This is a genomic window from Pararhizobium sp. O133 (assembly GCF_051669845.1).
Taxonomy (GTDB): domain Bacteria; phylum Pseudomonadota; class Alphaproteobacteria; order Rhizobiales; family Rhizobiaceae; genus Pararhizobium.
This window is the reverse complement of record NZ_CP196426.1, coordinates 1123497-1135047: the sequence shown is the minus strand read 5'-3', so window position 1 is coordinate 1135047 and position 11551 is coordinate 1123497. Positions and strand designations below refer to the sequence as shown.

The window sequence follows — 11551 nt, the reverse complement described above, 5'->3', positions numbered from 1 at the left end:
TTATATTTATTGAAGTTGGAGAACCGCATCATGTCTAAACCTCAACCTCCCCTGCTTGACGAGTAGATTCGTTAAACTGTGTTCAGTCGCTCTCTGATGGCATTTTTGAGGGCAGCCTTTGCTACTTCGTCATTCGCATGATCCTCAAGCCTTGCTTTTGTCTCAGCTTGATCAGTTTGCAGATATGTGAAGCGGGATGACAATAAGCCAGTGGACAGTTTCGCAGCGGCGAAGGTATCCAATCCGATATTGAACCGTTCGGCGACCGCGGAAATCTTCCGCTTGCGACTAAACTTGGCAAAAGCTTCGCTACCGAGTGTGAAGGAAATGCTCTCATAGAGGTCGTCAAGCATCATATAGCTGCGTATCGCTTTGATTTCCGGCGGCCGAAGCCAATGAATATATTTCATAATCTCTTTGGTATCCGCTTCACCTGAAATCGGAATCTGGAACCGGAAATCACGAGGGGCCTGGAGGATGGCATCAGCCAACCGGTTGAATTCGCCAGCAGTTAATAACGGCCTGACATCCTGTATCCAGATTTCAACGTCATTATAAAAGCGTATGATTGCCGATCGTTGGAGCCACCAGGCAGAAATCCCGGCTGCAATGAGCTTCGCTCCCCATGATACCGCAGCCACAAGGGCCGAGAAAGCAGCCAAAATCAGCGCTCGCTAAAGTTTTTTCAGGTAAATTTCCCGTTGTCGCATCGACGCCAAATAAGACAAGCACCCAATCCACAATCGGATATCCCAAAGTCGGTTAAATCAACGGGAATCTAACCAACCACTAGGGCGTGTCGTCAGTTGAGTGAAATGAAGGCAGCGATGAACTGAACGGCTCCGAGAAAAGTGTTGGCAAGCTTGTCGTATCGCGTTGCAATGGCTCTGAACTGCTTGAGATTATTGAAGAAACGCTCAATGAGATTGCGCTCGCAATAAAGCGCGAAGTCTGTTGACCTCGGCTTGATGCGATTGGCTTTTGGTGGAATCACCGGGTTGATATGTCGTTCTTTGAGATGGTCGATAAGCGCGTCGGCGTCATAGGCTTTGTCCGCAAGGAAGGCTTGGGGATCAACCGCTTCCAGAAGAGGCTCGGCCTGCGCAAGGTCTGATGCTTGGCCCGGAGTTAGGGATATCGCCACCGGATTGCCGAGCGCATCGACGATCACATGAATCTTTGTCGTCAATCCGCCTCGGGATCGACCGATCGCCTGGCACCCCCTTTTTGCGCGCCGGCACTATGCTGGTGGGCGCGCACGATGGTAGAATCCAGCATCATGTACTCGTTGTCGTGGTCGGCAGCCAAGTGTTTGAAAATACGCTCGAAGACGCCGCTTTCGCACCATCGCCGAAGCCGCCTGTGGACATTCTTCCAGTCTCCGAACCGCTCGGGAAGATCGCGCCAAGGTATCCCGGCGCGGTATCGATAAAGCACCGCTTCCACGAACAGGCGATTATCCGCCGCCGTACCCCCAACATGACCTTCACGCCCAGGCAGAAGGTCCTTGATCCGATCCCACTGATCGTCCCGCAATCCATAACGACGTGCCATAACCAGCCCTCCAATAGCCGGTCTGCTATGAATCACATCAAAGTTGATTTGGGAATCTCAAGCCCGAAACAACTCAACTGACGACACGCCCTAGAGGAAATACAACAAATATACATCATTCCTGAACAATCTTCGTCGCCATGCTATCAGCGTCACTTCGCAGGTTGAATCTTCGCCTTGCCCTGAAAAGATTGAAGGAACTGAACATACATTCTTGATATTAACCCGTGTATACAGCGCGGACCTTTCAAGGAGCCCGCGCCGGTTCTCACCACATCAACTCTACCTGCGGCCGGCCGTTCGATGTCTTCTCGACCGTGCGACCTGTCTCATCGATCGTGCAATGAACGCGCTTTCGGAAGGCCGAGAAGCTTTCGAAGGTGACGACATCGACCGGCTCGTCGAAATCCAGTACCAGCCGATAGCGACCAGGCTGGGTGGTGAGCGCCTGTACGCCGAGGATCTTGGCCTCGAACGGCTGGCCAAGGTAATGGCCTTTCACCCGTGATCCGAGCATCCAGGGATTGAGCGGCGGCCGGTTTCCGACCATGGCATGCAGAGTATTCCAGTCGCGAAAACCGTATTGCGCGGCCAGAAACTCCAGCGATTTCGAGTGGGTAATGTCCTGCCCATCGGCAGCCAGGCCGGCGCGCAGCCGTTTTGCCTGGTCCTTCAGGGCATCAAGCGAGGGAAGCGGGACGGATCCACGCATCTTCAAGTCTCCAACATGGAGCGTGCAGTCTATCGGAGGGAGCCCGCCTTGCCACCATTCGCACGCCACAATCAGGGACGACCGAAGAGAAACGAGAGACTTCACCCAAAGCATACGCTTGCGGACGGCGGGGGCTCTCACCCGTGGCCCTGGCGTGTAGTTCATCTTCATCGCACTGTCAATTTCGCGCAACGACAAACCCCGCTCCGGAGACAGTCGGGACTCCGGAGCGGTGCTGCTTCAGGAAATGGCAGGCAGCGGTATCGGCTTGGTAAATATTTCAGGCTTTGCTGCCTGCCGGCACTGGAATTCGCGGGCGTTTTGCCCCCTTGACCAATGCCGTCTTCAGGCCCGGACCGCGCCAGTGACGAGGCCGGTTCGCGAACCCGGTTTCCCGCCCTGAAGACCATCACAGAATGACATGGCTTTCGGGGGGCGGGGATCAACGGGGATGATATTATTTTGCAAGGGTGCGAGCGAATGATTCCAGAACTGCATTCATTCGGGTCTGATAGACTTTTCCGGTCGCCTTGTACGCTTCAAGGACCGATTTCTTCACGCGCAACGTTACCTGTTGCGTACCCTCCGGTTCAACCAGAACCGCATTTTTCCAGAAATCATCACCGAGTTCGGGAATATCGCTATAGTCGATTTGCGTGTCCCCATGTGCGGCGAGACCGTTGAGGCGTTTATCCGAAATACTCATTATAAAGCCTCCTTTCTTTCTGATTGGCCAACCGGGCAGATATAATTCTTTTCTTGCCGTCTCGATCCGTATGCACGACAGCCACGGCCAAGACGTACTGAATCAACCCTATGCTAACGATCCGAATCTCACCATATTCAAGCGGGCATCAATTTTCGAAAGAACAGGTCCATCGAAAATCAGCCGCGCTTCATCGAAGCTCAAGCCATGCTTGAGCAGATTGGCAGCGTTCTTATCGTCATCCCACTCAAACATTCATCAAATGATACTACAAATGTAACCACACAGCAATCGCAGCATTCACGCGGCGCGGCGCAGTTTCGGCATGGCGAGCTTGCGGCCGTTGGCGACCAGCATGCCGGCAGCGCCGTCCAGCCAGCCTTCCTTCAGCTCCAGCGCCAGAAAGCGGCTGCGCTCGAACGGACCGGGCATGACCAGATGACGGGCCTTTTCGGCAAAGAAGCCGAAACGCTCGTAATAGGGCGCATCGCCCACCAGCAGGATGGCGCCATGGCCACGGGTCTTGGCTTCGCCGATGGCGGCGCGCATCAACGCCGCGCCAATGCCTTTGCCTTCATGGGCGCTATCGACCGCAAGCGGGCCGAGCAGCAGGGCATCGACAGCCGCACCATCGCGGGTCACGCCGGCTTCGACATTCCACAGGCGCACGGTACCGATGACATGGCCATCCGGATCACGGGCGACCAGCGCCAGGCCTTCGGCCGGCACGCGGCCACGGCGCAGGGCTTCCGACGACTTGCGGCGACGGTTTGGACCCATGGCGCGATCAAGAAGGTTTTCGCGCGCGACGACGTCGCCGGCATTTTCCATGTCGATGGTAAAGGCATTCTGCGCAAAGAAAGCGCGGACAGAATCAAGAACAGCGGCCATCTTGGCCTCCCGTACCCAATACCGTGATAAGCGGCGGTTATGACAAATTGTGAGTTTGCTGCTCCGGCGTTTAACCGGAGCAGACTGATCAGATGACGCCAATCAGATGACGTAGGCCTTCAGCGGATCGAAGCCATTGAAGGCGACAGCCGAATAGGTCGTCGTATAGGCGCCGGTGCCTTCGATCAGAACCTCGTCGCCGATCGTCAGGGAGACGGGCAGCGGATACATGTTCTTCTCATACAGCACGTCGGCCGAATCGCAGGTCGGGCCGGCCAGCACGCAAGGCTCCATTTCGTCGGCGTCATGCGCGGTGCGGATCGGGTAACGGATCGCTTCGTCCATGGTTTCGGCGAGACCGCCGAACTTGCCGATGTCGAGGAACACCCAGCGGTGGTTGTCATTGTCCGACTTCTTCGAGATCAGGACGACTTCCGCCTTGATCACGCCAGCATTGCCAACCATGCCACGGCCCGGCTCAATGATCGTTTCGGGCAAGTTGTTGCCGAAGTGCTTGCGCAGCGAACCGAAGATCGCCTTGCCGTAAGCTTCGGCCGACGGCACGTCGCGCAGGTATTTGGTCGGGAAACCACCGCCCATATTGACCATCTTCAGTTCGATACCCTGCTTGGCCAGCTGCACGAAGACGCGCTTGGCATCGGCAAGGGCCGAATCCCAGGCATCGACCTTGGTCATCTGCGAGCCGACATGGAACGAGACGCCGTGCGACACGAGGCCGAGCTGATGGGCGTAGACGAGCACGTCGACGGCCATCTGCGGAACGCAACCGAACTTGCGCGACAGCGGCCATTCAGCACCTTCGCCATCCGTCAGGACACGGCAAAACACGCGGGCACCGGGGGCAGCACGGGAAATCTTCTCGACTTCCTCATGGCTGTCGACGGCAAAGAGCGAAACGCCGAGCGCATGCGCCTTGGCGATATCGCGTTCCTTCTTGATCGTGTTGCCGAAGGAGATGCGCGAAGCGGTCGCGCCGGCATCGAGCGCCATTTCGATTTCAGCGACACCGGCGCAATCGAAGTTGGAGCCCATGGAGGCGAGCAGGTGCAGGATTTCCGGCGACGGGTTTGCCTTGACGGCATAATAGATCGAGCTATCCGGTAGGGCATGACGGAAAGCCTTGAAATTGTCACGCACGACATCGAGGTCAACCACGAGGCAGGGACCTTCGGGACGTCGGGTGTTCAGGAAGTCGATGATGCGTGCAGTCGTCATGGTATTCCCCAATCTGTTAGGCTCCGGAAAACCGGAGGACAAAGGGCATACGCGATCATGTTCTGGAACCAGCCGGTGGAGACCCCGGATCCAGACATGCGCATAGTGCGCGGTTGGTTGAACAATGCTCCGCCAAGAGCTTTGTTCGGCTTTGTCTGCCTTTGATTGGTGGGAGAACCCTACCGCACTTCGGGCAATGAAGGTGTGCCTCTTAGTAATCCCGGCTGATGGAAAGCCGGAAGAGAACAAAAAGGCCCGCACCGTCGTTGCTTCAGATGTCCTCGCATTTCCGGTTGGCCGGGATAGCGACTGGAGGGGTTAGTTCCAGGTACCTTACCGATGACCTCACCTTAGGGATTTCTCCCAGTTCGAGGGTCGGCGGACACCCATGGGCACGTGCGACTTTGGGCTGAAGGGGAGATAAGAAAAAACATTGTCGTAATCAAGACTTTTTTCAAATTGACCGATGAATTTTTCCATATCGACGACCCAATTAAGATGTCACATTTCTCGAACAATTCGACTTGAGCTGTCGCGGAAAGCAACATCTTGTTTTAAGGTCGTTTTTGGCGGCGGTCAGCGATATCCGTCCGCAGGCCAAACGTTAACGCTGCACAACGACCATTCCGCATCCACAGCCTGCACATGGACGTTTCAGGGCTACAGCGACGAATCAGAATATGGGCAGCAGCCCGAGAAGCGAGGGACGACTTGGATACCTTGACCCGCATCCGCGCCTTTATCGACGTCGTCGATGCCGAGGGGTTTTCCGCTGCCGCCCGCCGCGTCGGCCGGTCCAAGGCGCTTCTGTCGAAATACGTACGCGAACTGGAGGACGAACTCGGTGCCCTTCTCCTCAACCGGACCACGCGACAGTTTTCGCTGACCGAGGCCGGGCATACCTATTACCGGACCGCCTCCGAAATCCTCAAGGAGATCGACAACCTCGCCGATCTCGTGCGGGCCAGCAATTCCGACCTCAAGGGCCGCCTGCGCATTTCCGCGCCGCGCACCTTCGTCGATGCCGAGATCGGGCAATCGCTGATCGATTTCGGCAAGGCTCATCCGGAACTGTCGCTGGAAATCGTTTCCGACGACCGCTTTGTCGATCTGGTCGAGGAAGGATTTGACGTCGCGATCCGCATCACCAAGCTGGAGGATTCGACGCTGATCGCCCGCAAGCTCGACGATTTCCAGATCAAGATCTGCGCCTCGCCGGAATTCCTTGAAAAGAACGGGCCGATAAGCCATCCCTCCGAACTGTCGCGACACGCCTGCATCATCGACACCAACGGGCGATCCTACAGCAACTGGCGTTTCGTCGAGGCCGACGGCACCGGCTTCAGCGTTCCCGTCGGCGGGCCGATGGAGGTCAACAGTCCCTTGGCGGCCATCCGCGCGGCGGAATCCGGCATCGGCATTTCCGGCGTGCCGGAGTTCATTGCCCGGCCCAAGATAGCTTCCGGCGCGCTCGTTTCCATCCTGGAAGATTTCCTGCCCAAGGATCGCGGCATCTATGCGATCTATCCGCACCGGCGATATCTGCCGACCAAGGTTAGAACCCTTGTCGATTTCCTGCATACATGGTTTCGCAAGAACACGGGAAATTGACGTCATCGCCTCGGGTTGAAAGTCCCAATTCCGTCCCATTTGCCATTCATTGCATGATAGCCGGTTTGCGCCGCAACATTCACGGGAATCACGACTGCATGAAACCATCGTCCCTGATCCTGGCGGCAGCGACAGTGCTTGCGCCTTCCGCTGTCCTCGCCCATCCGCATATTTACGCCGAGGCACGCCTCGAGATCGTTGCCGACGCCAGCAACCAGATCACCGAGCTGCGCAATGTCTGGCGCTTCGACGAGCTGTTTTCCGCCAGCGTCGTGATGGATTTCGACAAGAATTCGAATGCGCAGCTCGATCCCGACGAACTGCAGGAGGTTGGCCAGACCGTTCTGGATTCGCTGGCGGAATACAATTACTACACGACCATCACCGACAACGGCAAAAGCGTGAAGGTTTCCAAGCCGGACGCGATCACCGCCGACTACAAGGACGGCCAGCTTCTGCTGATGTTCGCCGTCAAGCCGGCCGAGCCCATCCCGCTGAAGGGCAAGATGACATTCGGGGTCTATGATCCGACCATGTACACGGCGATGGATTTTCCGACCGATGATGATCTGGCGCCGATCGGTGACCAGTTGAACGCCTGCCAGCATAAGGTGGTGCGTCCGGATCCGGACGAGGTGCTCGCGCAGAACCAGGCCAGCCTGACCGACGCCTTCTTCAACGACCCGACGGGAACCGACATGTCGAAGATGTTTGCAACCCGGATCGAATTCTCATGCTGATGCAGCGCCGCACGATGCACCTTCTCGGCATGACCGCCATGGCGCTTGCCATCTGCACCACCGTTGCCCATGCGCAGTCGCCGCTGGGCATCGGCACCGCGGAGCCGGCCTTCCAGACCAATGGCCTGTTCGGTGGCTTTTTCGCCTTCGTGAACATGGAGCAGCAGCGCTTCTACCATACATTGACCGACACCATCAAAGGCATGCGGGAAAACCCGTGGCAGCTCTGGTCGCTGATCGGCCTGTCCTTTGCCTATGGCGTCTTCCACGCCGCCGGCCCCGGCCACGGCAAGGCGGTCATCTCGTCCTACATGATCGCCAACGAAACCGAACTCAAGCGCGGCGTGCTTCTGTCCTTCCTGTCCTCGATGATGCAGGGCGGCGTCGCCATCCTGCTGGTCGGCGCCGCCTATCTCGTCTTGCGCGGCTCATCGATCTCGATGACTGAGGCGACGCATTTCCTCGAAATCGTCAGTTATGCCCTGATCGCGGTCTTCGGCGGCTGGCTATTGTTTCGCAAGCTGAAGGGCATGCGCGAACGCCGTCTCGCCACTGCATCGGCCCACGATCATGGCCATCATGACCACGGTCATCACCATCACGCATCTCACGACCATGATTACGGCCATTCGCATGCCCACAGCCATGGTCCGGGCGAGGTCTGCGATACATGCGGCCATGCGCATGCTCCGGATCCCTCCATGCTGAAGGGTGACCGGTTCGCGCTCCGGGAAGCTTGGTCGGCGATCATCGCGGTGGGCCTGCGCCCCTGCTCCGGCGCGCTCATCGTGCTCAGCTTCGCGCTGTTGAACGGACTTTATCTCGGTGGCGTGCTTTCGGTGTTCGCCATGTCGATCGGGACCGCCATCACCGTATCGATCTTGGCAACTCTTGCCGTCACCGCCAAGGATCTGGCCGTGCGCTACGCCTCGAGCGGGACAGCGGCCATGCGCATCAGCAATGGCATCGAGATTTCCGGCGCCCTGCTGGTTCTGGTGCTGGGTTTCGTGCTGCTCGGCGCCTCACTGCAGGGCTGAAGCTTACGACGTCCAATTTCAATCCACCATATCAGGAACACCGCCCCTCATCCGCCCTGTCGGGCACCTTCTCCCCATTGTGATGGGGAGAAGGAGGCAAGCGGCAACCTCCATCGTTCCCTCTCCCCGCTTGCGGCAGGGCTATCGCATATGGAGTAAAGACCCCCTCTGGCCTGTCGGCCATCTCCCCCACAAGGGGGGAGAGACCCGACCGAACGCCCTGTTTTCAGCCTCGGACGAGGCGGCGGGTTAAGTCCCTCCCCCTTGTGGGGAGGGGTTGGGGAGGGGACTTTCCCATATGCGATAGCCCTGCCGCTTGCGGGGAGGGCTAGGGTGAGGGGCAATCGGCCAAGATTATTTTCGAAATTAAAGCCCGCGCCGTCGCTGGTAGCGGGCGCGCAGCCAGAAGAGCAGGAAGAAAGCGAGCACGAACAGCGTGCCGAACGCGCCAGCCAGCCAGGGCGAAAAATCGCCCAGCCAGAGCATGATCCTCGGCAGGACGAAGAAACCCAGCCCGACCACGAGGAGGATGATCGCGGCGGCGATTGCCGGCGAGCGTTCCTTTTTCTGCGGTTCGGTCATGTCGTTTCCTTTCATGCAAGTTCCGCGCGGATATCTTCAAGCTTGCGCTTCTGCGTGCCATCGGCGGTGAAATTGTCCGGCGACAACCAGGCTTCGAAGGCCGCGTTCAACAGCGGCCATTCCTTGTCGATCATCGAGAACCAGGCAGTATCACGGTTCTCGCGCTTCGACAGCATGTGTTGACGGAAAACGCCTTCGAACGTGAAGCCGAGCCGGACGGCCGTCTTCTTGCTCGCCTCGTTGCGATTGTCGCATTTCCATTCGTAACGCCGATAGCCCAGATCCTCGAAGGCATGCCTGGCCATCAGGTAATGCACCTCGGTCGAGAGCGGCGAGCGCGCCATGGCGAAGGAATGGGCAACACCGCCCACTTCAACCACGCCATTGGCCGGATCGGGGCGCATGTAATTGGCGATGCCGACGACATCGCCGCTGGCCTTGTCGATGAAGACCTCGCTGACCCAGCCGGACTTCTGCACGGCGGTCAGCCAGGTATCGAAATCCTCGATGCCGCCAAAATCATCCTGCGCGAAATATTGCAGCCGGGCATTGATATCCAGCCCGCCAAAGGCATTCCAGAGAGCCGCCAGATGTGCCTCGCGATCATAGGGCCGGATCGATACGTATCTGCCTTCAAGCGTCACCGGCTGGGGCGCTGGGCGGGCTTTCCAATTCGCGAGATCGGACATCGTTTGCTCCTGAATTCCCTATGGCTGAAGAGACAGCCGGTCCGAGCGAACGTCGAACCGGCTTCTCATTTCACCTCAGGCATAGGACAGGCCCGAATACCGCACAAATGCAAAGTCGTGATGGATCGATCACCAAGGCGACTTGATCGGCGGTTCGCCGACCTGCGGAACCGATGTCTGCGGCGCATTGGCTTGGACCTCGACAACCGGCCCTTTCGCCGCCGAGACTGTCGCCTCGATATGATCAATCAGCGCATCGGCGAGACCGAGGCGCCCAGCCAGAAGATCGAGATAACCGCGTTCGGCGCGGGTGTCGGCATCGATCGCCAGCCGTGACGCCGTATAGAGTTCGACGCGCTCTTCCTCGGTCCGTGCAGCCGAGACGATGCTGTCGAGATCGACGGGATTGTTCAACTCGTCGTTCAGGAAACTTTCGGCCTCCGAATCGAGTCCCGAGATTTTGACCTTATCCATGATACGGGACCGCTCGGCATCGTCGATATGACCATCGGCGCGAGCGGCGGCGATCATCGCGCGGATCAGGACGAGGACAAAATCATTGCGGACGGCGGAAGGCTCAGTGCTGAAGCCGGAATCGGCTGGCGGTGGCAGGAGCTCCGGCTGGGCCTGGACATCCGGTTGCACTGCGGCCGGTTCCTTTCCCGCCTGGTAATTCTTGTAGGCCTGATAACCCAGGCCGGCGATGGCGGCGAGACCACCAAGCTTGAGGGCCGAGCCCGTCACGGCACGACCCGTACCGGTGCCGAGAAGAACGGCGGCAAGCGCGCCGGCAGCCAGCGGATTATCCTTAGCCATTTGCGTCGCCTGTCCGGCACGGTCACGGACGGTGCCACCGGCACCCGGGATCTGCGAGCCCAGGAACTGGTCCAGCAATTTCTTCGCGTCAAACATTCGGTCACACTCCCTTGGCCGGTTGAACTGGTCGAACTGAGACATAGGAATGCGACGAAAAGAATACAAATAAAAGAAGCCGGACGCGAAAAAGGCCGAAGCGATTGCTCCGGCCTTCGAAAAGAATAGGCTGCCTGTTTCAGTTCTTGAGAGCGAAAGCCTCGGCCGCGAGCCTGGTGATCCCGGCCCAATCGCCCTTGGCGACCAGATCCTTCGGGGCGACCCAGGAGCCGCCGACGCAGACGACGTTGGAGAGCGAAAGATAGTCCTTCGCGTTCGACAGCGAGATGCCACCGGTCGGGCAGAAGAACGTGCCGGCAAGCGGCGAGGACAGCGACTTGAGGTAAGCGGCGCCGCCAGCCTGTTCGGCCGGGAAGAACTTCATCACCTTGTAGCCTTCTTCGCGCAGGCCCATGACTTCGCTGGCGGTAGCGGCACCTGGAAGCAGCGGGATTTCGGAATCGTTGGCGGCATCGATCAGTTCCTGCGTCGTGCCGGGGCTAACGATGAACTGCGAGCCGGCTTCGACGGCTGCCTCGTACTGGGCGGCATTGAGGATCGTGCCGGCACCGGCGACGGCGCCTTCGACCTCGTTGGCTACGGCGCGGATCGCTTCCAGTGCTGCCGTCGTGCGCAGGGTGATCTCGATCGCCTTCAGACCGCCTGCGACCAGTGCGCGCGCCAGCGGTACCGCCGTTGCCAGATCATCAATGATCAGAACCGGGACGACCGGCTGCAGTTTCAGGACGGAAAGAAGCTTCTCGGTTTTCTCGCTCATGCCGGCAACCTTTTTTAAAACGATTGAATGGAGGCTCGAATACTCTTCTCCCCTTCTAATGTCGAGACCCAAGAGAGGCAATCGGGTCTTGGATATTGTCACT

At 58.3% G+C, this 11551-nt stretch carries 14 protein-coding genes and 1 pseudogene; 3 read left to right on the top strand and 12 right to left on the bottom strand.

The window, feature by feature from the left end:
• Nucleotides 1-71 precede the first annotated feature (71 nt).
• The 8 genes and pseudogenes from ACST81_RS05245 to odc2 all read right to left on the bottom strand — a co-directional run bounded on the left by ACST81_RS05245 (nt 72) and on the right by odc2 (nt 5099).
• Nucleotides 72-662: a hypothetical protein gene (locus ACST81_RS05245; protein ID WP_438751797.1), complete on the bottom strand. Its 591-nt coding sequence runs from the start codon at nt 660-662 to the stop codon at nt 72-74.
• A gap of 140 nt (nt 663-802) precedes the next feature.
• Nucleotides 803-1554 (bottom strand): annotated as a pseudogene (locus ACST81_RS05240) (IS5 family transposase).
• Nucleotides 1555-1822: 268 nt separating this feature from the next.
• A complete protein-coding gene (locus ACST81_RS05235; RefSeq protein WP_438751796.1) occupies nt 1823-2266 on the bottom strand; it encodes a glyoxalase superfamily protein in 444 nt (147 codons plus the stop codon).
• Between the two features lie 457 nt (nt 2267-2723).
• On the bottom strand, nt 2724-2972 hold the full coding sequence (locus ACST81_RS05230; RefSeq protein ID WP_438751794.1) for a BrnA antitoxin family protein: 249 nt from the start codon (nt 2970-2972) through the stop codon (nt 2724-2726).
• Nucleotides 2956-3057 carry a hypothetical protein gene (locus tag ACST81_RS05225; protein ID WP_438753389.1) on the bottom strand — a complete coding sequence of 34 codons (102 nt, stop codon included), beginning with the start codon at nt 3055-3057 and terminating at the stop codon, nt 2956-2958. The genes ACST81_RS05230 and ACST81_RS05225 overlap by 17 nt, the downstream gene beginning before the upstream one ends.
• Nucleotides 3058-3080: 23 nt before the next feature.
• On the bottom strand, nt 3081-3227 hold the full coding sequence (locus tag ACST81_RS05220) for a BrnT family toxin (RefSeq protein WP_438751793.1): 147 nt from the start codon (nt 3225-3227) through the stop codon (nt 3081-3083).
• Between the two features lie 45 nt (nt 3228-3272).
• Nucleotides 3273-3863, bottom strand: a complete 591-nt coding sequence (locus tag ACST81_RS05215) for a GNAT family N-acetyltransferase (protein ID WP_438751791.1) — start codon at nt 3861-3863, stop codon at nt 3273-3275.
• Nucleotides 3864-3965: 102 nt separating this feature from the next.
• Nucleotides 3966-5099: an ornithine/lysine decarboxylase gene (odc2, locus tag ACST81_RS05210; RefSeq protein ID WP_438751790.1), complete on the bottom strand. Its 1134-nt coding sequence runs from the start codon at nt 5097-5099 to the stop codon at nt 3966-3968.
• 711 nt (nt 5100-5810) lie between these two features.
• Between odc2 and ACST81_RS05205 the strand changes: the two genes are divergently transcribed.
• The 3 genes from ACST81_RS05205 (at nt 5811) to ACST81_RS05195 (ending at nt 8487) form a co-directional block, all read left to right on the top strand.
• Nucleotides 5811-6710 (top strand): LysR family transcriptional regulator, encoded by a 900-nt coding sequence (locus tag ACST81_RS05205; RefSeq protein WP_438751789.1) that lies wholly within the window; start codon nt 5811-5813, stop codon nt 6708-6710.
• 98 nt (nt 6711-6808) lie between these two features.
• Nucleotides 6809-7450, top strand: a complete 642-nt coding sequence (locus ACST81_RS05200) for a DUF1007 family protein (protein ID WP_438751788.1) — start codon at nt 6809-6811, stop codon at nt 7448-7450.
• A complete protein-coding gene (locus tag ACST81_RS05195) occupies nt 7444-8487 on the top strand; it encodes a nickel/cobalt transporter (RefSeq protein ID WP_438751787.1) in 1044 nt (347 codons plus the stop codon). The genes ACST81_RS05200 and ACST81_RS05195 overlap by 7 nt, the downstream gene beginning before the upstream one ends.
• A gap of 366 nt (nt 8488-8853) precedes the next feature.
• Here ACST81_RS05195 and ACST81_RS05190 read toward each other — a convergent pair whose 3' ends face one another.
• From ACST81_RS05190 to ACST81_RS05175, 4 genes are all read right to left on the bottom strand, one after another.
• On the bottom strand, nt 8854-9069 hold the full coding sequence (locus ACST81_RS05190) for a hypothetical protein (protein ID WP_438751786.1): 216 nt from the start codon (nt 9067-9069) through the stop codon (nt 8854-8856).
• A gap of 11 nt (nt 9070-9080) precedes the next feature.
• The gene (locus tag ACST81_RS05185; RefSeq protein ID WP_438751785.1) at nt 9081-9758 is read right to left on the bottom strand and encodes a GNAT family N-acetyltransferase; all 678 of its coding nucleotides are present in this window, start codon (nt 9756-9758) and stop codon (nt 9081-9083) included.
• Between the two features lie 129 nt (nt 9759-9887).
• Nucleotides 9888-10670, bottom strand: a complete 783-nt coding sequence (locus ACST81_RS05180) for a tellurite resistance TerB family protein (RefSeq protein WP_438751784.1) — start codon at nt 10668-10670, stop codon at nt 9888-9890.
• Nucleotides 10671-10809: 139 nt separating this feature from the next.
• Nucleotides 10810-11448: a 2-dehydro-3-deoxy-phosphogluconate aldolase gene (locus tag ACST81_RS05175; protein ID WP_438751783.1), complete on the bottom strand. Its 639-nt coding sequence runs from the start codon at nt 11446-11448 to the stop codon at nt 10810-10812.
• Between the last annotated feature and the right edge of the window lie 103 nt (nt 11449-11551).